At 69.0% G+C, this 22,811-nt stretch carries 23 protein-coding genes; 12 read left to right on the forward strand and 11 right to left on the reverse strand.

Translation table 11 applies throughout. The features are described 5' to 3' along the window. Positions 1-24: 24 nt before the first annotated feature. The 4 genes from ACZ6O0_RS16865 to ACZ6O0_RS16880 are packed head-to-tail and all read left to right on the forward strand — an operon-like array spanning position 25 to position 5,418. Positions 25-1,695: an ABC transporter substrate-binding protein gene (locus tag ACZ6O0_RS16865; RefSeq protein WP_465765824.1), complete on the forward strand. Its 1,671-nt coding sequence runs from the start codon at positions 25-27 to the stop codon at positions 1,693-1,695. A gap of 3 nt (positions 1,696-1,698) precedes the next feature. Then, positions 1,699-2,694, forward strand: a complete 996-nt coding sequence (locus ACZ6O0_RS16870) for an ABC transporter permease (RefSeq protein ID WP_465765825.1) — start codon at positions 1,699-1,701, stop codon at positions 2,692-2,694. Further along, positions 2,691-3,605 (forward strand): ABC transporter permease, encoded by a 915-nt coding sequence (locus ACZ6O0_RS16875; protein ID WP_465765826.1) that lies wholly within the window; start codon positions 2,691-2,693, stop codon positions 3,603-3,605. The genes ACZ6O0_RS16870 and ACZ6O0_RS16875 overlap by 4 nt, the downstream gene beginning before the upstream one ends. Position 3,606: 1 nt before the next feature. After that, positions 3,607-5,418, forward strand: coding sequence for an ABC transporter ATP-binding protein (locus ACZ6O0_RS16880; protein WP_465765827.1), 1,812 nt, complete (start codon positions 3,607-3,609; stop codon positions 5,416-5,418). Here ACZ6O0_RS16880 and ACZ6O0_RS16885 read toward each other — a convergent pair. After that, on the reverse strand, positions 5,362-6,156 hold the full coding sequence (locus tag ACZ6O0_RS16885) for a helix-turn-helix transcriptional regulator (RefSeq protein ID WP_465765828.1): 795 nt from the start codon (positions 6,154-6,156) through the stop codon (positions 5,362-5,364). The two genes, ACZ6O0_RS16880 and ACZ6O0_RS16885, sit on opposite strands and share 57 nt — an antisense overlap. A 128-nt stretch (positions 6,157-6,284) precedes the next feature. Here ACZ6O0_RS16885 and ACZ6O0_RS16890 point away from each other — a divergent pair, with 128 nt between their 5' ends. Continuing rightward, positions 6,285-7,043, forward strand: coding sequence for a phytanoyl-CoA dioxygenase family protein (locus tag ACZ6O0_RS16890; protein WP_465765829.1), 759 nt, complete (start codon positions 6,285-6,287; stop codon positions 7,041-7,043). 1 nt (position 7,044) lies between these two features. Here ACZ6O0_RS16890 and ACZ6O0_RS16895 read toward each other — a convergent pair whose 3' ends face one another. The 4 genes from ACZ6O0_RS16895 to ACZ6O0_RS16910 are packed head-to-tail and all read right to left on the reverse strand — an operon-like array spanning position 7,045 to position 9,246. Continuing rightward, on the reverse strand, positions 7,045-7,512 hold the full coding sequence (locus tag ACZ6O0_RS16895; RefSeq protein ID WP_465765830.1) for a MerR family transcriptional regulator: 468 nt from the start codon (positions 7,510-7,512) through the stop codon (positions 7,045-7,047). Continuing rightward, positions 7,509-7,829 carry a hypothetical protein gene (locus ACZ6O0_RS16900; protein ID WP_465765831.1) on the reverse strand — a complete coding sequence of 107 codons (321 nt, stop codon included), beginning with the start codon at positions 7,827-7,829 and terminating at the stop codon, positions 7,509-7,511. The genes ACZ6O0_RS16895 and ACZ6O0_RS16900 overlap by 4 nt, the downstream gene beginning before the upstream one ends. A 41-nt stretch (positions 7,830-7,870) precedes the next feature. Beyond that, positions 7,871-8,494 carry an FHA domain-containing protein gene (locus tag ACZ6O0_RS16905; RefSeq protein WP_465765832.1) on the reverse strand — a complete coding sequence of 208 codons (624 nt, stop codon included), beginning with the start codon at positions 8,492-8,494 and terminating at the stop codon, positions 7,871-7,873. Between the two features lie 53 nt (positions 8,495-8,547). Continuing rightward, the gene (locus tag ACZ6O0_RS16910; protein WP_465765833.1) at positions 8,548-9,246 is read right to left on the reverse strand and encodes a hypothetical protein; all 699 of its coding nucleotides are present in this window, start codon (positions 9,244-9,246) and stop codon (positions 8,548-8,550) included. A gap of 106 nt (positions 9,247-9,352) precedes the next feature. Here ACZ6O0_RS16910 and ACZ6O0_RS16915 point away from each other — a divergent pair, with 106 nt between their 5' ends. From ACZ6O0_RS16915 to ACZ6O0_RS16925, 3 genes are all read left to right on the forward strand, one after another. After that, positions 9,353-10,429, forward strand: coding sequence for an ATP-dependent DNA ligase (locus ACZ6O0_RS16915; protein WP_465765834.1), 1,077 nt, complete (start codon positions 9,353-9,355; stop codon positions 10,427-10,429). Then, complete coding sequence (gene uppS, locus ACZ6O0_RS16920) at positions 10,429-11,193, forward strand: polyprenyl diphosphate synthase (RefSeq protein ID WP_465765835.1); 765 nt, start codon at positions 10,429-10,431, stop codon at positions 11,191-11,193. The genes ACZ6O0_RS16915 and uppS overlap by 1 nt, the downstream gene beginning before the upstream one ends. Before the next feature lie 65 nt (positions 11,194-11,258). Further along, positions 11,259-11,762: a hypothetical protein gene (locus ACZ6O0_RS16925; protein WP_465765836.1), complete on the forward strand. Its 504-nt coding sequence runs from the start codon at positions 11,259-11,261 to the stop codon at positions 11,760-11,762. On the opposite strand, the gene ACZ6O0_RS16930 is transcribed toward ACZ6O0_RS16925, so the two are convergent. Continuing rightward, the gene (locus ACZ6O0_RS16930) at positions 11,759-11,935 is read right to left on the reverse strand and encodes a hypothetical protein (protein WP_465765837.1); all 177 of its coding nucleotides are present in this window, start codon (positions 11,933-11,935) and stop codon (positions 11,759-11,761) included. The two genes, ACZ6O0_RS16925 and ACZ6O0_RS16930, sit on opposite strands and share 4 nt — an antisense overlap. Continuing rightward, the gene (locus ACZ6O0_RS16935; protein WP_465765838.1) at positions 11,932-13,830 is read right to left on the reverse strand and encodes an ABC transporter ATP-binding protein; all 1,899 of its coding nucleotides are present in this window, start codon (positions 13,828-13,830) and stop codon (positions 11,932-11,934) included. The genes ACZ6O0_RS16930 and ACZ6O0_RS16935 overlap by 4 nt, the downstream gene beginning before the upstream one ends. Positions 13,831-13,978: 148 nt before the next feature. Between ACZ6O0_RS16935 and ACZ6O0_RS16940 the strand changes: the two genes are divergently transcribed. From ACZ6O0_RS16940 to ACZ6O0_RS16950, 3 genes are read left to right on the forward strand one after another with little or no spacing between them, the layout of a single operon-like run. Beyond that, positions 13,979-14,419: an SRPBCC domain-containing protein gene (locus tag ACZ6O0_RS16940; RefSeq protein WP_465765839.1), complete on the forward strand. Its 441-nt coding sequence runs from the start codon at positions 13,979-13,981 to the stop codon at positions 14,417-14,419. Further along, positions 14,416-14,745 carry an ArsR/SmtB family transcription factor gene (locus tag ACZ6O0_RS16945; RefSeq protein ID WP_360372101.1) on the forward strand — a complete coding sequence of 110 codons (330 nt, stop codon included), beginning with the start codon at positions 14,416-14,418 and terminating at the stop codon, positions 14,743-14,745. Before ACZ6O0_RS16940 ends, ACZ6O0_RS16945 begins: the two co-directional genes overlap by 4 nt. A 14-nt stretch (positions 14,746-14,759) precedes the next feature. Then, positions 14,760-15,209 (forward strand): SRPBCC family protein, encoded by a 450-nt coding sequence (locus ACZ6O0_RS16950; RefSeq protein ID WP_465765840.1) that lies wholly within the window; start codon positions 14,760-14,762, stop codon positions 15,207-15,209. On the opposite strand, the gene ACZ6O0_RS16955 is transcribed toward ACZ6O0_RS16950, so the two are convergent. Both ACZ6O0_RS16955 and abc-f read right to left on the reverse strand, forming a co-directional pair. Next, positions 15,206-15,976 carry an enoyl-CoA hydratase/isomerase family protein gene (locus ACZ6O0_RS16955; RefSeq protein WP_465765841.1) on the reverse strand — a complete coding sequence of 257 codons (771 nt, stop codon included), beginning with the start codon at positions 15,974-15,976 and terminating at the stop codon, positions 15,206-15,208. The two genes, ACZ6O0_RS16950 and ACZ6O0_RS16955, sit on opposite strands and share 4 nt — an antisense overlap. Before the next feature lie 25 nt (positions 15,977-16,001). Next, positions 16,002-17,600 carry a ribosomal protection-like ABC-F family protein gene (abc-f, locus tag ACZ6O0_RS16960; RefSeq protein ID WP_465765842.1) on the reverse strand — a complete coding sequence of 533 codons (1,599 nt, stop codon included), beginning with the start codon at positions 17,598-17,600 and terminating at the stop codon, positions 16,002-16,004. Between the two features lie 109 nt (positions 17,601-17,709). Here abc-f and ypfJ point away from each other — a divergent pair, with 109 nt between their 5' ends. Continuing rightward, positions 17,710-18,609 (forward strand): KPN_02809 family neutral zinc metallopeptidase, encoded by a 900-nt coding sequence (gene ypfJ / locus ACZ6O0_RS16965; protein ID WP_465765843.1) that lies wholly within the window; start codon positions 17,710-17,712, stop codon positions 18,607-18,609. Between the two features lie 63 nt (positions 18,610-18,672). Here the strand turns inward: ypfJ and ACZ6O0_RS16970 are convergent, their stop codons facing one another. Next, complete coding sequence (locus ACZ6O0_RS16970; protein WP_465765844.1) at positions 18,673-21,738, reverse strand: hypothetical protein; 3,066 nt, start codon at positions 21,736-21,738, stop codon at positions 18,673-18,675. Between the two features lie 21 nt (positions 21,739-21,759). Beyond that, entirely contained in the window at positions 21,760-22,704 is a 945-nt protein-coding gene (locus ACZ6O0_RS16975; RefSeq protein ID WP_465765845.1) for a hypothetical protein, read from the reverse strand. Positions 22,705-22,811 lie beyond the last annotated feature (107 nt).

Here is a 22,811-nt window from a genome sequence, read left to right on the forward strand (position 1 = left end):
CACCACCCTGAGGAGGACTCCCGGATGACGAGACGACCATGGCGCAGGACCCTGGCAGCGGTAGCGGTCAGCGTGGCACTGCTGCTCACCGGATGTACGGGCACCGAAGGGGCCAAGACCTCCTCCGGCGGCGCCGGGACGATCGACTTCCTCAACTACGGCGACTTCGGTGGCGGCACCACACCGAAGCCCAACTACAACCCGTACCTCGACGCCACCAAGCTCGCCGCGACCGACTACATCTACGAGAGCCTGATGTACGTCGAGACCTACAGCTGCAAGGCGTTGCCGTGGCTCGCGACGTCGTACCAATGGTCCGACCCCAAGACGCTGGTCTACACGATCCGCGACGGGGTCAAGTGGAACGACGGCCGGCCGTTCACCGCCAAGGACGTCGAGTTCACCTTCACCATGCTGAAGAAGTACGACGTCCTGGACACCCAGGGCGTGTGGACGTTCCTGTCGTCGGTCAAGGCGACCGGTGACGACAAGGTCACCTTCACCTTCAAGCAGCCCGGCGCCTCGGTGTTCACCCAGGTGAGCGGCGTCAAGATCGTGCCGGAGCACGTCTGGTCGAAGGTCGCCGACCCGACCACGTTCGTGAACGCGACCGCACCGGTGGGCACCGGCCCGATGAAGCTGAAGTCCTTCAACCCGCGCCAGCTGGTCGTCGAGCGCAACCCGGACTACTGGCAGGCCGACAAGATCAAGGTCAACGAGCTCCGGTTCAACAAGGCCGACGCCGGCGGGCAGGTCGAGCAGCTCAAGCTCAGCCGCGGTGAGTACGACACCAACGCGATGTTCGTCCAGGACATCAAGAAGGCGTACGTCGACCGCGACCCGCAGCACCACCACTACTGGTACGCGCCTGGTGGCGTTATCAGCGTCTACATGAACCTGACGAAGGCGCCGTTCGACGACGTCGCGTTCCGCAAGGCGCTCACGCCGGCCTTCGACCACCAGCAGGTGATCGACAAGGCCCAGCTCGGCTACGTGACGCAGGCCAGTCAGAGCGGACTCGTCGTACCGGGCCAGAAGGACTGGCTGCCGCAGGGCCTCGCGGACGACGGCCTGATCAAGTACGACCCGGCCGCGGCCGACAAGGCGCTCACCGACGCCGGTTACACCAAGGACAGCAAGGGCCGCCGGCTCGGCAAGGACGGCAAGCCGATCTCGTTCAGCTTCAAGGTCCCCGGTTCGTACGTCGACTGGGTGGCGGCCGCCGACATCCTGATCAAGAACCTGCAGGCCCTCGGCCTCACCGTCGAGAAGGAGACGCCGACGCCGGACGCGCACAACCAGGACCGTGCCACCGGCAACTACGACATGATGTTCGGCGTCTTCGGCGGCGGCTGCAACATGTACGCCAACTTCGCCGACCCGCTGAACAGCGCCCGGACCGCGCCGATCGGCAAGAAGGCCGCCAGCAACGAAATCCGCTGGCAGGACCCGAAGACCGACGAGCTGCTCGGCAAGCTGCAGGTCTCGCCGGACGAGAAGTCGCAGAAGGAGGCCGTGGCCGGACTCGTCGACATCATGATGAACCAGGTGCCGACGATCCCGATCTGGTACGGCGCCAAGTGGTTCCAGTACGACACCACCAAGGCCGAGGGCTGGCCGAACGAGCAGGACGCGTACGCCGACGGCGGCAACGGCCTCGTCGTCCTGACCCACCTGGTCCCGGCCGGGAGCTGACCGATGCTGTACTTCCTCCGGCGTACCGGCTTCTTCGTGGCCACCCTGTGGGCCGCGGTGACGCTGAACTTCCTGATCCCCCGGCTCCAGCCGGGGGATCCCGCCCAGGCACTTCTCCAGCGGCTCCAGGGCAACACCCAGGCGGTCAACCCGGTGCAGCTCGCCGCGATCCGCAAGATGCTCGGGACGCAGGACGGGAACCTGTTGTCGCAGTACTGGGACTACCTCGGGGCCGTCGTGCACGGTCAGTTCGGCGTCTCGTACTCGTACTACCCGTACTCCGTGACCGACATGATCGGCACCGCGCTGCCGTGGACGCTGATCCTGGTCGGCGTCACCCAGCTGGCGTCGTTCGCGATCGGCACGCTGCTCGGTGCGTGGGCGGCGTACCGGCGGAACTCCCGGGTCGACTCGGTCATCACGCTCGGGTCGACGTTCGTCGGCACGCTGCCGTTCTTCTGGGTCGCGCTGCTGCTGATCTTCGTGTTCGCCATCACGCTGAACTGGTTCCCCGACGGTGGCGGGTACGGCGGCGGCAGCAACCCGAGCTGGACCTGGCTGTTCTTCTCCGACGCGTTCCAGCACAGCGTGCTGCCGGCGCTGGCCCTGCTGATCACCGGACCGATCGGCTGGATCATCGGGATGCGCAACAACATGGTCCAGACGCTCGGCGAGGACTACGCCCGGCTGGCCCGGGCCAGAGGCCTGCCGCAGCGCCGGATCGCGCTGACCTACGGCGCGCGGATCGCGATCCTGCCGAACGTCACCGGCTTCGCGATCGCACTCGGCGGGCTACTCGGCGGCACCGTGCTGGTCGAGACCATCTTCAACTACCCCGGGCTGGGCCGGCTGCTGCTGGAAGCGGTGTCGAACAAGGACTACCCGCTGATGCAGGCGTTGTTCCTGTTCACCACCATCGGCGTCCTGATCGCGAACTTCCTCGCGGACATGACGTACGGCTTCCTGGATCCGCGGGTGCGAAGGGCGGAGGCGACATGACGAGCACATCGGCGAACCTCGACACCGAGGGCGTGCGGGTCACCGCACTGGCCGCGGGCAGATCGAGCAGACTGCCCGGCTGGTTCGTCATCTTGTGGCGCAACGGCAAGTGCAGGGTGGGCATGCTGATGCTCGCGGCGTTCATCCTGGTCGCCGTGTTCGCTTCGGTGATCGCGTCGTACGGCCCGCGGGCCGACGACTTCGGGGCCTCCGAGGGACCGTCGGCCGCACACTTGCTGGGCACCACGGCGCGTGGTGAGGACGTCTTCTCCCAACTCGTGTACGGCGCTCGCACCTCACTCGTGGTCGGGCTGGTGGCCGGCCTGCTGAGCACTCTCATCGCGATGGCCGTCGGACTCACCGCCGGATACCTGCGGGGCGTGGTGGACGAGGTGCTGTCGTTCTTCATCAACCTCGGCCTGGTGGTGCCGGTGCTGCCGCTGATGGTCGTGCTGGCCGGGTACGCGCCGGTGAAGGGCCTCGGGCTGATCATCTTCGTCATCACCATCACCGGATGGGCGTTCGGCGCCCGGATCAAACGTTCGCAGATCATCACCTTGCGGACCAGGGACTACATCACCGCGGCCAAGTTCGCCGGCGACAGCACGGCGCGGATCATCGCCTTCGAGATCGTGCCGAACATGATCTCGCTGATCGTGGTCGGCTTCATGGGTGCCGCGCTCGGCGCGATCGGCGCGGAGGCCGGGCTGGCGTTCCTCGGCCTCGGCGACCCGCAGACCGTGAGCTGGGGAACCATGCTCAACCAGGCCAGCCTCGGCGGCGCGCTGACCACCGGCCAGTGGGCCTGGCTGGTGGCGCCCGGACTCGTGCTGGCGCTGCTGATCACGTCGTTCACGCTGATGAACTTCGGCATCGACGCGCTGAGCAACCCACACCTGAGGGAGGACTGACATGGCGTTGCTGGAGGTCAGCGACCTGAGCGTCACGTACAGCCCGCGTGACTCCGCCGCCGTCCGGGCGGTCGACCGGGTCAGCTTCGAGGTGCACGACGGCGAGTTCGTCGGCCTGCTCGGCGAGTCCGGCTGCGGCAAGTCGACGCTCGGCAACGCCGTACTGCGCTTGCTGGACAAGCCGGCCGCGATCACCGGCGGGACGATCCGGTTCGACGGGCGGGACGTGACCACGACGACCGAGGACGAGCTGCGATCGCAGCGCTGGGTCGACCTGTCCACCGTCTTCCAGTCGAGTATGAACTCGCTCAACCCGGTGATCACCGTCCGGCGCCAGTTCGCCGACACGTTCGAGGCGCATCCCGATGCCCTGGGCAACGACCTGGACGTCGACGCCCGGGCCGCCGAGCTGCTCGAGATGGTGTCGCTGGACCGCTCGGTGCTGCGCCGGTTCCCGCACGAGCTCTCCGGCGGCATGAAGCAGCGGGTCGCCCTCGCGCTGGCGCTGGCGCTCGAACCGCGGTTCGTCCTGCTCGACGAGCCGACCACCGGCCTGGACGTCGTGGTCCAGCGCGAGATCCTCGACCGGCTGCGCGAGCTGCAGGCCCGGCTCGGGTTCGCCGTACTGTTCATCAGCCACGACCTCGGCACGGTGATCGAGCTCGCCGACCGGGTGATGGTGATGTACGCCGGGGAGATCGTCGAGGACCAGCCGGCCGCGGAGATGGTGGCCCGCCACCTGCACCCGTACAGCGCCGGCCTGCTCGGTTCGTACGCCGACCCGCGGGACGAGGTCGTCGAGGTCGAGTTCATCCCGGGCCGGCCGCCGGACCTCTCGCAGTCGCACGCCGGCTGCCTGTTCCAGCCACGCTGCCCGGTGGCGGTGGACACCTGCCGGACCGACCATCCCGAACTGCGGCCCGCCAGTCGCGACCAGGTGTTCGCGGCCGCGGTTCCGGTGCGGGTCGATGCCGAGCCGGTGCTCGTGGTGAACGGCGTCAGCAAGGTCTACAAGACCAGGCGCGGACTGAGCACAACTGTGACCCAGGCCGTGGACGACGTGTCGTTCGCGCTGCGGCCGGGCCAGGTCACCGCGCTGGTCGGCCAGAGCGGCTCCGGCAAGACGACCATCGCCCGCATCCTCACCGGTGTGGAGCGGCCGAGCGCCGGATCGGTCCGGTTCAAGGACGAGCCGGTCGACAACCTGCGAGGCCGGGCGCTGCGGAGGTACCGGCGGCACATCCAGCTGGTCTTCCAGGATCCGTTCTCCGCTCTCAACCCGACCAGGACCGTGGCCTACGCGCTCAGCCGGCCGCTGCGCAACCACCTCGGCCTGGACGGCGCCCAGGCCCGGGCGCGGGCGGCCGAACTGCTCGAGACGGTCGGGATGAGCCCTGCGGAGCAGTACCTCGACAAGCTGCCCCACCAACTGTCCGGCGGACAGCGTCAGCGCGTGGTCATCGCGCGGGCGCTGGCCCCCGAGCCCGAAGTGCTCGTCGCGGACGAGCCGATCTCGATGCTGGACGTGTCCATCCGCGCCGAGATCGTTGCCCTGCTCGACCAACTCGTCCGCGACCGCGGCATCGCCATGCTGTACATCACCCACGACCTGCTCAGCGCCCGGCTGCTGGCCGACGAGGTGATGGTGCTGAACCAGGGCGTGATGGTGGAGCAGGGCCCGACGCTCGACGTCATCGGTGAGGCGAAGGACCCGTACACCCGCAAGTTGCTGGCGGCCATCCCCCGCCCCGGGAGCTCACGTCCGGCGGTAGTCGCGCGGGGAGACGCCGAAGTGGGCGCGGAACCGGCGTGAGAGGTGGAACTCGTCGGCGAAACCCAGCGTCCGCGCGATCTCCCGGTGGGTCAGGTCGGTCAGCCGCAACAACGTGGCCGCCGCCTGCAACCGGCGTACGCTCCGGAACGCGGCCGGGGTCTGACCGACCTGGGCCGCGAACCGGCGCCGGAAGGTGTCGTAGCTCAGGCCCGCCTCGGCCGCGACGGCGGCCAGGTCCGTGCTCGCGGTGAGATCGTCGGCCAACCGGCCCATCGCGTCCACGATCTCCATGCTCACGTCGGGGCTCTCCACGGTGTCCTCGACGTCGATCAGCCAGTCTGCCAGCGCCAGCAACTGATGCTCCGCAACGCGGCGCGTCCGCGGTGGTGAACGCAGAACGGTGCGCAGCGCCTCGATGGACGGCAGTGGCACCGGGTAGCGCGGGCCGGCCCCGGCCAGGCGGCCCAGCGCGTCGAACACCGGACCCGTGAAGACGACGAACAGCTCCGTCCACCGCTCCCCCGGATCCGTGTGGTACGTGTGCGGGAACCCGGGCGGGACAAGCGTGTGAGCGCCCGGCCGGAGCCGCTCGACGCGCCCGTCGGCGTCGCGATAGTTGCCCTCGCCATCGATCAGCACGGACAGTACGTACGCGTCCATCACCCGCAGCGTCGACGACATGATCGGCTCCGCGTCGATCACCTCGCCGGCGAGCACCAGCTGCCCCAGCCTGGTCACCGGCCCCTCGGCGATCGTGACGATCGTCCGCTCGGTCATGCCGGCAACAGTACCCAGTGGAAACGCCAGAATGTTCATGTCCGGGTCGCGCGGAGACATTCTCTGCCCGTCGCCGCCGCCCTACCGTCGAGCAGGTAGGGAGAGTCCGACCGACGGAGGACTGCACGATGACAGCGATCGACCTGGTCACCCCCGAGCACCTGGCCCAGTTCCGCGACGAGGGCTACTTCGTGCTGGACAGCGTGCTCACCGACGAGCAGCTCGAGCTGCTGCGCGGCGGAGCGCAGTACTCGATCGACAAGCTCGACGCCGCGATGGACGCGGCCGGCACCGACTCGCTCGGTATCAACCACCGGGGCAAGCGGTACTTCAGCAGCATGATCTACCAGGATCGGCCCGAACTGCGGCAGTTCCTGTTCAGCGACACGATGGCCGAGATCTGCCGCAAGACCCTCGGCGAGAACGCGTACCTGTTCTGGGAGCAGTACGTGATCAAGGCCGGCGACCCGGACACGGCGTTCGCCTGGCATCAGGACTCCGGCTACGTCCACGAGGACCACGAGCCCTACCTGACCTGCTGGATCGCCCTCGACGACGTCACCGAGGAGAACGGCTCGGTCTACCTGCTCCCGTACTCGCGGTCCGGCATCAAGTCCTACATCAAGCACATCCAGGACCCCGCGCTCAACGACCTGGTCTGCTACTTCGGCCCCGACACCGGTGTCCCGATGACCGCGAAGGCGGGCTCGATCGTGGTCTTCTCCAGTGTCGTCATCCACCGCAGCGGCCCCAACCGCACCGACCGCAACCGGCGCGTGTACCTGGCGCAGTACTCCAAGGAGGTCATCCCGTCCAAGGACGGCACGGCCGCCCACGGCTCGTTCGACCCCTTCCTCGCCGACGGCCGCATCATCGCCGAGCGCTGATTCACGCGCCCCGAGGATGCGGCCGAAGTTCGGATCCGCCCGGCGCGGCCGGGCCGATCGCCCGGTCGAGGTTGGTGAACGGCAGCGGGCAGTCCGGGTCGCCGGCGCAGGTGGCCAGGTCGTCGCACCCGGCGGCGATCCCGGCGCGGAGGGTCTCGGCGATCACGGTCAGGTCGGCGATCTTCGCTTCCACGTCCGCCAGTTTCGTCCGTGCCCGCGCCTGCAGTCCGGCTCCCTCGCCGACCGCGTGCCGATGTCTGGCGGTGTCGAGCAGCTCTGCCACCTCGGTCAGCGTGAACCCGAGCCGCTGGGCCGCCTTGATCACCCGCAACGTGGTGACGGCGTCCTCCGGGTAGTCCCGGTGCCCACCGAGGCTGCGCACCGGCTCGTCGAGCAGTCCGCGGCGTTCGTAATACCTGAGGGTCTGCAGGTTGACGCCCGCGGCGGCCGCGACCTGGCCGGATCTCATGCAGGGAGCCTGGCGCTCAGGCCGTCGAGTACGGCGGTTCGGGTGGGCGGGACGGTGATGCGGAGGCGGAGGTCGCCGGTGGGCGTGGCGTTGAAGGTGAAGGTGAAGAACGAGCAGCACTCGTTCTCCTTCGTGGTGAGTGCTTCGGCGGTGGCGCGGGACTCGGGGGCGAGCACCAGGTCGAGGGTCTGCGGATCGAGGCGGGCAGCCGTGCGGAGGTGGTCGGCGAAGAGTTGGTCGAACTCGGCCACGCGGAACGGCTGCTCCGCAGTGGGGAGGGTGCATGCGGTGGGGACCCAGACGGTGTGCTCGTTCATGGATCGACGGTAAACCCGTACCTGGGTACCGGATGCAAGTCCTACGGCTGATCCGTCCAGGTGAGAACGTACGCGACGGCACCGAACTGGATCTGGTCGCCGGGACGGACCCGGGCCGGGGTCGTGATCCGCAGGCCGTTGACCTGGGTGCCGTTCATCGATCCGAGGTCACGCACCATCCAGCCGTCGTCGACGTGCCGGAGCTCGGCGTGGCACCGGGAGACCGAGACGTCGGGCAGGCGCAGAGTGGCACCGGGGCCGCGTCCGATCCGGACGGTCGGCGAGCCCGGGGCCGGCAGTGCCAGACCGGGCAGCGGCGGAGCAGCCGGCCGCCGGACTACAGACACATGCGGCAGGCTGGCGAGCCAGGTGCCGATCACTGTCGGACGCGCCGGCTTCCTGGCCGGTGGACGCTCGAGTCCCAGGCGTGGGAGCTTGCTCCGCAGTTCCCTCGTCCAGGTGACGACCCGTGGTTCGGCCCGGGGCAGGTCGCGGATCGCGTCGGAGAGCTCGGCGCGGGTCTGCGCGCGGAGCACGAAGTTCATCCGGCGGATGAACGTGTCGTGGGACAACCGGCCCGAACCGGCGCCGTCGCGGAGAACGGCCAGAGCACGATCGCGCTCGCTGTCCGACGGACGTGTCCGTTCCAGCGGCGCCGAGGTCATGCACTGAATTGTCGGTCCAGGCCGGTTCACTGTCCACCACGCCGGCTGCGCGGTCAGCGGTACTGGATCCGGTAGGCGACGTGGGCGTCACCCCGCGACAGCCAGACGTTGGAGATGCCGACGACGAGCCGGTGACCAGTCCTGGTGTTCCGGTAGGTGACGTACGTCGTGCCCGCCGCACCCTCGGACCCGACGCGCTGCCATGACGGACCGCCGACGGTGGCGATCTTCCGCAGGGCCTTCGTCACCGCGGGCGTCGCGTAGTACGACATCCACTTCGTGTCACCACGGCCCCAGGCGCGGACCAGGTTGTCGGACCACTGCACCGGGCTCCACGCGCGCGGTTCGCCGACGAAGCGGACGGCGTACGCCGCGTGCCAGCCACCCGGCCCCCGCAGCTCGGGCGCCGCGTTCTGCACGCCCACTGTCAGATTCCCGCCACGGGCGTCATCGTGGTAGGTCACGTAGATCGTCCCGGCCGCGCCCTCGGCCGAGGTCCGGCGCCAATGGATCCCGCCCGGCGACGCCTGCGCGAACAACGCCCGTACAGTGCTCGCGGTGCCGTAGCAGGCCGCCGTCGCACGGTCTCCGCGGCCCCACGCGCGCACCAGGCGGTCGGCGTACGTCTCCGGGTCGAGCCTCACGACGGAGCCTCGACAGGAAGTCACCGTCGTCTGCGCGCTGGTCGCGACCGCCGGAGCAGCGGCGCCGCCGAGCGCGATCGGGGCGGTCACCGCGAGTGCGGCCGTCATCACAAGACCTTTGATCATCATGATCAACCTCCCGAGTTGGTCATTTCGTCCTACTTCTCCGACGCGCCCCGTCGCCGATGAGTTGGGGCTGGGTGAGAATGACGGGATGCGACTGCCTGTCATGCCGCCGGTCAAACCGATGCTCGCCAAGCCGGTGAAGGAGATCCCGCGCGGGGCGATGAGCTACGAACCCAAGTGGGACGGGTTCCGGTCGATCATCTTCCGCGACGGCGACGAGGTGGAGATCGGCAGCCGGAACGAGAAGCCGATGACGCGGTACTTCCCGGAGCTGGTCGAGGCGGTGAAGGCGAACCTGCCGGAGCGGTGCGCGATCGACGGCGAGATCATCGTGATCGGCGAGTCCGGCGACCGGCTCGACTTCGAGGTGCTGCAGCAGCGGATCCACCCGGCCGCGAGCCGGGTGAACATGCTGTCCGAGAAGACCCCGGCCCGGTTCGTCGCGTTCGACCTGCTGGCCCTCGGCGACGACGACTACACCGAGCGGCCGTTCGCGGAACGCCGTACGGCGCTGCTGGACGCGCTCGCCGACGTGAAGGCGCCGATCCACGTGACGCCGGCGACGACCGATCACGAGACGGCCGGGGAGTGGTTCGAGCAGTTCGAGGGCGCCGGGCTGGACGGGCTGATCGCGAAGCCGCTGGACGGTACGTACCAGCCGGACAAGCGGGTCATGTTCAAGGTCAAGCCGGAGCGTACGGCGGACTGCGTGGTCGCCGGGTACCGCCTGCACAAGAGTGGGCCGGACCGGATCGGCTCGCTGCTGCTCGGGCTGTACAACGAGGACGGCACGCTGGCGAGTGTCGGCGTGATCGGCGCGTTCCCGCTCGAGCGGCGCAAGGAGCTCTTCGAGGAGATGCAGCCCCTCGTCACCACGTTCGACGACCACCCGTGGGCGTGGGCCAAGCAGGAGGAAGGCGTTCGTACGCCGCGCAACGCCGAAGGCAGCCGCTGGCAGGCCGGCAAGGACCTCTCGTTCACCCCGCTGCGACCCGAACTCGTCGTCGAGGTCCGCTACGACCACATGGAAGGCATCCGCTTCCGCCACACCGCCCAGTTCGTCCGCTGGCGCCCCGACCGCACCCCCGAGTCCTGCACCTACGAACAACTCGAAGAACCCCTCAAGTTCGACCTCGCCGACGTCCTCTCCAGCGCCCAACGCTGATGAAGCCGCTCCACCGCCTGTACGCCAAGATCCTCCGGCGCCAACTGGCCGGACTGCCGATGCCGCAGCACGTCGCGATCGCCATGGACGGCAACCGCCGCTGGGCCCGGGGCGCCGGCTACGACGACGTACGCGTCGGGCACCGGTTCGGCGCGGAGCACCTGGAGTTGTTCCTGCAGTGGTGCTCGGATGCCGGGATCCGCTGTGTCACCGCGTGGGTCGCGTCCGCGGACAACATCCGGCGGCGCGACTCGTCCGAGGTCGACTACCTGATGCAGCTCACCGAGACCGTGCTGGCCGATCACGTCCGGCGGGACCACCGGTGGCGGCTGCATGTCGCGGGGCAGTCGGATTTGTTGCCTGACTCAACGGCTCGGGCATTGAAGGAGGCGGTCGAGGAGACGCGGGACCGGGCGGACGCGGGTGAGCTGACCATCGCGATCGGGTACAGCGGGCGGCTCGAGGTGCTGGATGCCGTGCGGGCGCTGCTCGAGGAGGCGGCGGCGAGCGGGCGGTCGGCGGCGGAGGTCGCGGAGTCGCTGAGCGAGGACGAGATCAGCCGCCACCTGTACGTTCCGGGCCTGCCGGATCCGGAGCTGGTGATCCGGACCAGCGGTGAGCTGCGGATGTCGGACTTCCTGCTGTGGCAGGCGACGCGGTCCGAGATCGAGTTCTGCGACCTGTACTGGCCGGCGTTCCGCGAGGTGGATCTGCTGCGGGCGCTGCGCACGTACGGAAGGCGGCGGCTGGAACGATCCAGTTGAGTACTTTCGGTCCTTCTGGGGGCACTATGGAGGGGTACCGACTGGTAGGAACTGGAGGTCACGAGATGTACGACGTCGTACTGCTCGTCGAACAGGAACTGTCCGCGACGGACGCGAAAAGCGTGGTCGACCTGCACCAGGACATGCCCGAGCCGGTCAAGTACCACGTGCTCGTGCCGTGTCACAACGCGGAGGCCGGCGTGGAGGCCTCGATCAGCGCGCTCGGCACCGCGGATCTGTACGGACCGGGGCTCGCCACCCAGCGTCAGGACCTCGCGGAGGCCCAGAAGGCGATCGACACCGAGGCGAAAGGCTGCACCGGGCGGAGTGTCCAGCGGCTGCGCGACCTCGGGCAGAACGCCGAGGGCGGCATCTCCCACGACCGCCCGATCGACGCCCTGGTCGCCACGGTCAAGCACGTGCGAGGCCAGGAGGTCATCATCCTGACCCGCTCACACGTGGTCGCGGAGTTCTTCCACCTCGACTGGACGAACTCGGCCCGGCGCCACCTCGGCGTACCGGTGCTGCACCTGCTCGAGCACGACCCGGAGAAGACTCCGGCGCCCTAATGCCGAAGGAGTACTACATAGGTGACGCCGCCCGCCAGCGCGGCGATCAGCAGTGCGAGCGTCGTCCGGACCGCACGTTCGCCGGTCCGGCCGTAGTGACGGCCGTCCTCGGAGTGGTAGGCGAGTTTGAAGCCCGCGTAACCGACCGCGAGGGCGAGCGCCAGCTTGATCACAGTCCGACACCCGCCGACGTGCCGGATTCGGTGAACTGGGTGCGGTAGAGGTCGGCGTACTCGCCGCCTTGGGCCAGCAACTGCTCGTGCGTGCCGCGCTCGACGATGTTGCCGCGGTCAACGACCAGGATCAGGTCCGCGTTCCGTACGGTCGACAACCGGTGCGCGATCACCAGCGACGTCCGTCCTTCCAGCGCGGTGTCGAGCGCCCGCTGGACGGCGACCTCGGACTCGGAGTCCAGGTGCGCGGTGGCCTCGTCGAGCACGACGATCCTCGGTGCCTTCAGCAACAACCGGGCGATTGCGAGTCGTTGCCGCTCGCCACCGGACAGCCGGTGACCGCGATCCCCGACCACGGTGTCCAGCCCGTCGGGCAACGACGAGACGAGCTCCCAGATCTGCGCCGACCGGAGTGCCTCGATCATCTCCTCGTCGGAGGCCCCGGGCTTCGCGTACGCGAGGTTCGCCCGGATCGTGTCGTGGAACATGTGCGCGTCCTGCGTCACGTACCCGATCGTGTCGTGCAACGACTGCAGCGTCGCATCCCGTACGTCGAGCCCGCCGACCCGGACCGCCCCGCCGCTCACGTCGTACAGACGCGCGACCAGGTTGGTGATCGTGGTCTTGCCGGCACCGGACGGGCCGACCAGCGCGACCAGCTGCCCGGGGCGTACGACGAAGCTGACATCCTCGAGCACCTGCGCCGACACGCGCTTGTCGAGGACCGCGACCGACTCCAGGCTGGCCAGTGACACCTGCTCGGCCGTCGGGTACGAGAACGCGACGTGCTCGAACTCCACGCCGGCGGCGTCCGCGGGCACGTCCCGCGCGTCCGGCGAGTCCTTGATCATCGGCTCCAGGTCGAGCACCTCGAAGACGCGCTCGAAGGAGACCAGCGCGGTCATCACGTCGACGCGCACGTTGGACAGTGCGGTCAACGGACCGTAGAGCCGACCGAGTAGTGCGACCAGCGCGAGCAGGGTCCCGATCGTCAACGTCTCACGGACGGCCAGGTTGCCGCCCACGCCGTACACCAGGGCGGTCGCCAGTGCGGCGACCAGCGTCAGCGCGGTGAAGAAGACCCGGCCGAGCATCGCGATCCGGATGCCCAGGTCGCGGACCCGGCCGGCGCGCTCGCCGAAGTCGCGGTTCTCGATCACCGGACGGCCGAACAGCGTGACCAGCAGCGCTCCCCCGACGCTGAACCGCTCGGTCATCGCGGTCGACATCTCGGCGTTCAGATTCATCTGCTCCCGCGTCATCGCGGCCAGCCGGCGACCGAGGACTCGGGCCGGGATCAGGAAGACCGGCAGCATCAGGATCGCCACCACGGTCAGCTGCCAGCTCAGCACCAGCATCGCGCCGACCACGAGGATCAGGCTGATGATGTTCGAGACCACGCCGGACAGCGTGGAGGTGAAGGCCTGCTGGGCGCCGATCACGTCGTTGTTCAGCCGGGACACCAGCGCGCCCGTCTGGGTCCGGGTGAAGAACGCGACCGGCATCCGCTGGACGTGCGAGAAGACCTTGGTGCGCAGGTCGAAGATGAGCCCTTCACCGATCCGCGCCGAGAACCAGCGCTGCATCAGGCCGAGCGCCGCCTCGACGACCGCGAGCAGGGCGACCACCAGGGCCAACGCGGTCACCAGCGGCGCGTTTCCCTTGCTGATGCCGTCGTCGACGATCTTCTTGAACAGCAGCGGCGAGGCGATCACCAGGAACGCGGAGATGATCACGAGCACCAGGAACAGCGTGATGTGCCAGCGATAGGGCGCGGCGAACCGGACGATCCGCCGCAGCGTGCCCTTGGCCAGCTTCTGGCCGACCACGGACGTGTCCTGGCGCCGCCAGCCGTACGCGCCCCCGCCCATTCCGGGGCGCATCATGCCTGACATCCGGTCCCCTCCCTGTGTGGTGACCTTGATAACACTCCAGGCCGCCCCGAACTTCCCTTCAGCTTAATGCAACCGATGGTTGCGCATGAGATGAGTGTGCCCTACAGTCATAGGCAACCAAAGGTTGCGAAAGGGATGGGTGAGCGGAATGGCGCGGAGCATCGAGCGGGAGATTCGGGTGGAGGCCTCACCGGAGGTCGTCTACGAGGTGGTCAGCTCGCCGGAGCACCTGCGCGAGTGGTGGCCCGACGACGCCGAGCTCGACGCCGTACCGGGAGCGACCGGGACGGTCTCGTTCAAGCAAGGATCGGACACCATGGTCGTGCCACTGACCGTCGTCGAGGCCGACCCGCCCCGGCGGTTCTCGTTCCGGTGGGACTACGACGGCGAGGTCGCCACCGCGGCGAACTCGGTGCTGGTGACGTTCGACCTGATCCCGTCCGACGGCGGCACGCTGCTGCGGTTCGCCGAGACCGGGTACGAGGAGGCCGCGAAGCCCGACGAGGTCTATCACGACCACGTCAGCGGCTGGGACTACTTCCTCCCCCGGCTCCCGCCGTACGTCGACCGGCTGGTGTCCACGCCGTGATCGACGACGAGCTCTGGTCGGCGGTCGGAGATCCGACCCGGCGGCGGATGCTCGATCTCCTGCTCGCGAATGGCGGCGGCACCGCGACCAGTCTCAGCGATCACCTGCCGGTCACCCGGCAGGCGGTCGCCAAACATCTCGCCGTACTCGACCGGGCCGGGCTGGTTCATGGCACGCCGGCCGGACGCGAACGCCGCTACACCGTGGACGAGGCGCAGCTCGAGCGCGCGATCGCCCAGATGGCGAACGTCAGCGAGAGCTGGGACCGGCGACTGCAGCGCATCAAGCGGATCGCCGAGACCATCCAGCGCAACCGCGACAACTGAGAAGGGCTATTCCTATGTACGACATCCTGCACAGAGTCGGCGTCATCGCGTCCCCCGAGGACACGTCCGCGGCACTCACCACGATCGACGGCCTGGCCGGCTGGTGGACCGAGGACACCAAGGGCGACACCGACGTCGACGGAGTGATCCAGTTCCGCTTCGCCGGCGCGGGCGGTGAAGGCTTCGACATGAAGGTCCTGGAGACGAAGCCCGGCGAGTTCGTCCGCTGGGAGGTCGTCGACGGCCCCGAGGAGTGGATCGGGACCCACGTCGGCTTCAAGCTCTCGAAGGTCGACGACTACACGATCGTCCTCTTCAAGCACGCGGGCTGGAAGGAGCCGGTCGAGTTCATGTCCCACTGCAGCACCAAGTGGGCGAGCTTCCTGCTGAGCCTGAAGAAGTACGTCGAGACCGGCAAGGGCGACCCCTCGCCGAACGACGTACAGATCAGCAACTGGCCCTAGCCGAAGGCGGCCAGGAGCTCCTTCAACCGGCGCTCCTGGGCCTCTCGCTCGGCCTTGAGCTGGTCGGCGTACGAGCGATCCGCGGCACCGAGGAGCAACGCCTTGGTCTCGCGGATCGCGCCGGGGAGCGGTCCGAGCAGCGCGTCGGACAGATCCTTCACCGTCGCCTCGAGCTCCTCGGCGGGTACGACGATGTTCGCCAGGCCGATCTCCTTCGCCTCGGCCGCTTCGACCCAGCGAGTGGTCGCGCAGATCTCCAGCGCCCGCGAGTACCCGACCAGCTGAACCAGGGGCTGCGTGCCACCGAGATCGGGCACCAGCCCCAGCGACGGCTCGCGCATGCTGAAGCGCGCGTCCGGGGTCACCACCCGGAGGTCACACGCCAGCGCCAGCTGGAAGCCCGCACCGACGGCGTGCCCCTGAACCGCCGCGATGCTGATGATCTCCGGCCGCCGGAGCCAGGAGAAGCCGGCCTGGAAGGTGGCGATCAGCTCGTACACCTCGGCGGTCGGCTTCGCCCCGAGCGAGAGCAGCGGCTCCTCGCCCTGGTCGTTCTCGCCCATCATGAGCCGCCGGTCGAGGCCGGCCGAGAACGACGGCCCCTCCCCCGACACGATCACCACGCGGACGTCGGACGGCAGCGCCGTACCGAACTCGGCGAGCGCTCGCCACATCCCCGGAGTCTGCGCGTTCCGCACCTCCGGCCGGTCCAGCACCACGCGCGCGACCGGTCCGTCCACTGAAAACCGCAGCCCGAGTTCCGTCATGGCGGAAACATTACTGCGGAGTAGGTCAGGCTAGCGAGACCAGGTCCGCGTAGTCGGGCGACCAGAGGTCCTCGACGCCGTCCGGCAGGAGCAGGACACGCTCCGGCTCGAGCGCCTCGACCGCGCCCTCGTCGTGGGTGACCAGCACGATCGCACCGGTGTACGAGCGGATCGCGTTCAGCACCTCGGCCCGGGAGGCCGGGTCCAGGTTGTTGGTCGGCTCGTCGAGCAGAAGCACGTTGGCCGCGGACACGACCAGCGTGGCCAGAGCGAGCCGGGTCTTCTCGCCACCCGACAGCACCCGGGCCGGCTTGTCCGAGTCGTCGCCGGTGAACAGGAACGAGCCGAGCACGCTGCGAGCCTGGGTCTCGTTCAGATCCGGGGCGGCCGACTTCATGTTCTCGAGCACGGTCCGGTTGACGTCGAGCGTTTCGTGCTCCTGCGCGTAGTACCCGAGTTTGAGGCCGTGGCCGTCGATCACCTCGCCGGTGTCGGACTTCTCGATCCCGGACAGCACTCGCAGCAGCGTGGTCTTCCCCGCGCCGTTGAGGCCGAGTACGACGACCCGCGAGCCCTTGTCGATCGCGAGGTCGACGTCGGTGAAGATCTCCAGCGAGCCGTACGACTTGGACAGCTCGCGGGCCATCAACGGCGTCTTGCCGCAGGGCGCCGGCGTCGGGAACGCGATCTTCGCCACGCGGTCCTGCTTGCGCTCGTCCTCGAGCGACGACATCAACCGCTCGGCCCGGCGCAGCATCTGCTGGGCCGCGGCCGCCTTGGTCGCCTTGGCGCGCATCTTGTTCGCCTGGTCGACCAGCTGGGTCGCCTTCTTCTCCGCGTTCGCCCGCTCGCGCTTGCGACGCCGCTCGTCGGTCTCCCGCTGGGTCAGGTACGCCTTCCAGCCGACGTTGTAGATGTCGATCTCGGCCCGGTTCGCGTCCAGGTGGAAGACCCGGGTGACGGTCTCCTCGAGCAGGTTCACGTCGTGGCTGATCATGATCACGCCACCGGGGTACGTCTTCAGGAAGTCGCGCAGCCAGATGATCGAGTCGGCGTCCAGGTGGTTGGTCGGCTCGTCCAGCAGCAGCGTCTCGGCCTGGGCGAACAGGATCCGGGCCAGCTCGACCCGGCGGCGCTGACCACCCGACAGCGTGCCCAGCGGCTGGCCGAGGACGCGGTCGGGCAGGCCGAGGTTCGCCGCGATCCGGGCCGCCTCGGCCTCGGCGGCGTACCCACCGGCGGCGTGCAGGTCGGCCTCGGCGCGCTCGTACCGCCGCATGCCCTTGGCGCGGGTCTTGTCGTCGGCGCTGGCCATCGACTTCTCGGCGCTGCGCAGCCGGCGTACGACGTCGTCCAGGCCGCGCGCGGACAGGATCCGGTCGCGCGCGAGGATCTCCAGGTCGCCGGTGCGCGGGTCCTGCGGCAGGTAGCCGATCTCACCGGAGGACGAGACCGAGCCGCTGGCCGGCAGGCCCTCACCGGCCAGGATCTTGGTCAGTGTCGTCTTGCCGGCGCCGTTGCGGCCGACCAGCCCGACCTTGTCGCCCGGGCCGACCCGGAACGAGGCGGGCGCGAGCAACTGGCGGGCACCCACGCGAACCTCGAGATTGGAGACAGTGATCATCGCGGTGGCAGGTGTCCTCAGGGTCCGGGGTCGCTCGGTCAGTGGCGGGTCGGCGGCGCAGCGTCACGACACGGCAGAATCCCCCGCACTCAGGTCTAGTCTAAGTGCTGTGAAATTCAATCCGGACGCGGATCTCGACACCAGCGGTGTCGAGGACACCCGCGGCAGTGGTGGAGGCGGTGGCGGACTGCCCGGCGGGATGATCCCGGTGGGCGGCGGTATCGGCGGCATCATCCTGCTGGTCGTCATCCTGCTGCTGAACGGCGGTCTGCCCGGCGGCACCGGCAGCGACGAGCCGGCCGTCCGCAACACCGCGGCCGGCAACCTCGACTCCTGCAAGAAGGGCACGGACCTGCAGAACAACCAGGACTGCCGGTTCGTCTTCTACCAGAACTCGATCCAGAGCTTCTGGGCCAGCGAACTCCCCCGGCGCGGGAAGAAGTACACCCCGGCGGCGATGCGAGTGTTCGAGGGCTCGGTCAACACCGGCTGCGGCCCGGCGACCAGCGCGGTCGGGCCGTTCTACTGCCCGCCCGACAAGCGGGTGTACCTGGACATCGGGTTCTTCAAGACCCTGCAGACCGACCTGGGCGCCAGGGGCGGTGAGTTCGCCGAGGCGTACGTCGTCGCCCACGAGTACGGCCACCACGTGCAGAACCTGTACGGCATCCTCGGCCGGATCAAGACCCGCAACGGCCCCACCTCAGACTCGGTTCGGTCCGAGCTCCAGGCCGACTGCCTGGCCGGCATCTGGACCAACCACGCCACCACCGTCCCGGACAAGAGCGGCCAACCGCTCATCACCGAGCTCTCCCAGGACGACATCGCCCGCGGCCTCGACGCCGCCGCCGCGGTCGGCGACGACCGCATCCAGTCCAAGACCCAGGGCCAGGTCACCCCGGAAAGCTTCAGCCACGGCACCGCCGAACAGCGCATGCGCTGGTTCACCAGAGGCATGGAGTCCGGCGACATGACCAGGTGCGACACCTGGTCCGCCTCCACGCTCTGACCCCGCTCGGCTCAACGGAAACCGCCCTGCACCGAAGTGCAGGGCGGTTTCTGTTGGTCAGGCTCAGGCGACTGCGGCCGGCCGGTGGTAGCCCGGGAGCAACTCGTCGACCAAGGCGTCCGTCTCGGCTTCGGGGCCGCGGGGGGCGCCGTGTTTGGCGAGGGCGGCGTACATCTGGCCGGCGACGTTGGTGACGTCGGCGGTGGTGCCGAAGTGCGACGCGAGGCGGAGCGTGGCTCGCCAGAGTTCCTCCGAGGCCGGCGAGAAGCTCAGGCCGGTCTGGAGGGACGTGCGGGCCAGGTTGCCGTCGTTGTGGTTGAGGGACGCCTCGGCGAGCCGCAGCGCGGCGTCGACGACGGCCTCCACCATCCGGCGTTCGATGCCCGAGGCAGCGAGCCAGGAGTAGCGGCCGGCCGGCAGGTTGGACCAGGCCGGCCCGTGCACCAGGCTGAGCGCCGTCGAGAGCGGCCCGCGCGGGTCGTCCATCATCGTCGCCTGCTTCGCCAGCGTGCGGAACACGTCCCAGTCGACCCGGACGATGCTGCGGTTCAGCATCCAGCGACCGGACTCGTCGGCGTACATCGCGTCCACGCCGACCCAGCGGCGGGTGTGCTCCAGCGCGGCGTCGCGCAGTTCCTCGCTGATGCCGCGCGGCCAGATCGCACCGGCCAGCACGTTCGGGTGGACTCCGTAGTCCTGGCTGGACAGGAACGCGATGATCTCCGTCGACAGCGCGATCCGGCCCTCGTCGATGGTGCCGCGGGCATCCACCTCGACCGCTCCGAGCAGGTCGACCTCGACCGGTGCCGGCTGGCTGAGGTCGGTGGCGGAGAACTCGTACGCCGGCATGTTCTGCTCGGCCCGGCGCTTGTCCCGCGCGTCGAACTCGGCCGCGTCGAAGAGCGCGACCAGGTCCGCGAACTGCTCCGGGTCGATGCTGTGGGCATCGACCTCGAGCCCGAGCAGCCGGCAGACCGCCTGGTTCTTCTCGTCCACCACGAACCGCCACGGCGAGCTGATCACGTCGCCGACCACGACCACCGCGATGCTGCGCTGCTGGTCCGCGGCCAGCCGGTTCAGCTGGTCCTGCTCCTCCGGCGACGGCGGCGCGGACACGAAGATGATCTCCGCACCCCACAGCACCGGGTCGGGGAAGGCCATCCGGGCCTCGTCGACCGAACTCAGCTCCCGCCGCGCACAGGCCTGCACCTGGGCGTCGGTCCGACGAGTCACCTCGGCGATCGCGTCGTCGAGCCGGACCCAGTAGCTCAGCCGGCTCGGCGCCAGCGAGGACAGGTCGTCACCGAACCCGACCATGCTGATGTGCGCACCCTCGGACCACAGGTTCGTCGCCAGCTCGACCGCGAGCGAACCGACCACGTCACGAGACGGGTTGTTCACCCCGCCGAAGCTGACGATGCCGTTCGCGGTGTCGAGGTCGACCAGCACGGTCGCGCCGTCGGCGTTCTGACCGATCGTGACCAGCGTCGGGTACGGCGCGGGCGCGTTGACCTCACCGGTCGGGGCGTACCCACGGCGCAGCGTCCACCGGGTGCCCTCGGCAATCGCCTGCCACGGACCGGGCGGAGCGGGCTGCGCGCCGTACGGGTCGAGCACGAGCGTCAGCGCGCGGTCCGTCACGAGCGCGGCGACGACCTTCGGCATCGGCCGCTCTGCCTGGGTCATGTCCGCGCCGAGCTTGCGCAGCGCGTTGTCGACGAACTGCGCGGTCGGGATGTCGGACGCCAGCCGGAGACCGACCTCGGTGTTCCGGTGGCCGGCTGCCTTCGGACCCGGACCCAGCGCCCAGCCGCGGCGCCGCTTCAGCGCCAGCGCCAGACCGGCCGCGAGCAGCGTCGCGCCGAAGCCGTAGATGCCGGCGTCCTTCAGGCTGAAGCCGTCGTCGCCGGTCGCGACCGGGACGGCGACGGGCACCTGCGTGCCACCGGCGGCCGGGTCGCCCGGCTCGGAGTTCGCCGTACCCGGACCGTGCGGGCCGACCGTGATGCCGGGCTCGCCCGGCTTAACGTTCTTCGCACCCGGGTCGTTCTTCGCGCTGCCGATAGTGACCGTCGAGCCGGACTCCTCGCCCTGCTCCGACCAGCGGCTGCCCGCGCCGGGCGTCGTCCTGGTCTCGGTCGTCGTCCCCGAGCCCGTCGCCACCTTGCCGCCGGTGGTGACCTTGGAACCGGTCGTCGACGTCTTGGTCCCAGTCGTCCTGGTCTCCGTCGTGACCTTGGTGCCGGTGGCGACCTTGGCGCCCGTGGTCAGCCTCGTGTTGGTGTGGTCGTCGATGTTGACGCGCACCGTGTGCACACCCGGGCCCTTGGCGTCCGCTGGCAGGCGCACCTGCCAGCCCGGCAGGATCAGGTCCGGGTTGTTCAGTCGGCGGCCGTCGGGCTGCAGCTTGTTCTTGTTGAGGTCGTAGATCTCCTTGTACCGCCGGCCTTCGCCCAGGTACCGCTCGGCGATGTCCCACAGGCAGTCGTAGTTCCGGCCCTGCGGCGGCTTGACCTCGGTGTACTTGATCACCGTGCCCTTGTCGTCGCTGTTCGTCCGGACGCCCGTGTGCGTGGTGGTCTGGGTCTGGTTGCCGCTGAGCACGCTGCTGCGCGCCTCGGTCTGACGGAACTGCGCCGTCGAACCCTGCTCACCGCCCTGGGTGACGGTCACCGAGGTCGGCGCGACACCGCTCGTCGTCACCGCGCTGGCCACCGGCAGGCTGACGCCCGCTCCGGCCGCAATAAGTACGACGGTGCCGATCAGCCGGCGGGCCAGCGTTTGCGAGCCGCCGCCGAACGGAATGCGCGGCGAGAGGCCGTGGCCGCGGATCTCCGCCACCGCCTCCGCGATCAGGCAGATGACGAAGTGCAGCCAGGCGATCCAGATGAAGAACGCGATGATGCCGAGCACGGTCTCGATGCTCAGCTCGCTGAACAGCATGTCGCGGCTCGGCATCGTGTCCGGCCACGGCGTACCGAAGTAGCGCAGCAGGACGTACGGGACACCGCCGACGATCGCCAGGATCGCGAGCAGCGCGACGAACCCCTTCAGCCGGTCCGCACCCGGACTCCCCGCCCGCCGCTGCGGCAACCGCGCCGCCCGCACCGGCTCATTCGTCCTTACCATCGCTCCTCCATACCCCCACCATCAGCCACCAATGGCCTGCGCTTCCTGGACAGGCAGTCGCTGCACAGCCGTCACGTCCGCTGTGCCGATCGAATGCCACCCGCCGGCATCCTTACCGACCCAGTAGAAAACCTCCCACGTCATGGTGAGCTTCACCGTGTACATGCTGTCCGGCTGGTTCGCGCTGGACCGCTGGTAGGTGTGCTTGCACGTGTTCATCTGGTGGAACGGGTCCTGGGTCTCGTCGTACCCGTCCGGATCGTCCTCCGGCGTGACACCCATCAGACACTTGAACGGCTTGCTCCCGTCCCCGGGATCGACCGTCATCTCGACGATCTGGCCGCGCATCGTCAGGTTGTGCTTCGGGTCGATGTACCCGCTGAGCTTGCCCGGGTCCTTCTCGTCGGCCCCCGCCCTCGAGCTCTCCGTGGTCAGGGAGAAGAAGGCGGGCACGTTGACCCGGGGCGTGAACGTCGGCATGACCACCAGCGCCGGCGGCGGATAGTTGCTCCTGAACTCGTGCCAGAAGGGCACCATGTACGGCGGAAACGGGCACTGCGCCTCCTCCGCGGGGCTCACCGGAACGTAGACGCGCTCCAGGTGGGCGGCCGGACCACCGTCGTACGTGTCGAGTTTGTAGTCGGTGATCGTGATCCGGAGCACCCACTTCTTGCCCTCCGGCGCCTTCGGGAGCCGGATGCCGTTCGGGATGTCGAAGTCGCGGCACGGAATGAACGGCTTGCCGTCCAGCCGCTCCCGCCACGTGGGTGGTGGCGGCAACGGACCACCCAGATAGGGCGAGCCGTTGCTGCAGTACGCGCCGAAGCCCACGGAGTTCACGTACATGCTGCAGACCGAGGTGCCGGTCTGGATCGTGTCCGCGGTGGCCGTGGTGGCGGGGCCGATCGTGAGTAGTGCGAGTACCGCGCTCAGGACGAGCAGTGTGCGGCCTACTCGGTTCTGCATCCTCACTCCCCAGACTCGGCTACCCGGCAGATTATCTTCGACCAGGGGCATCATGCCCGTTGCTCAAGGCCCCGTCACCTGTTCGGAACATGAATTCCGCGTTCCGA

Source organism: Kribbella sp. NPDC048837, assembly GCF_055586945.1.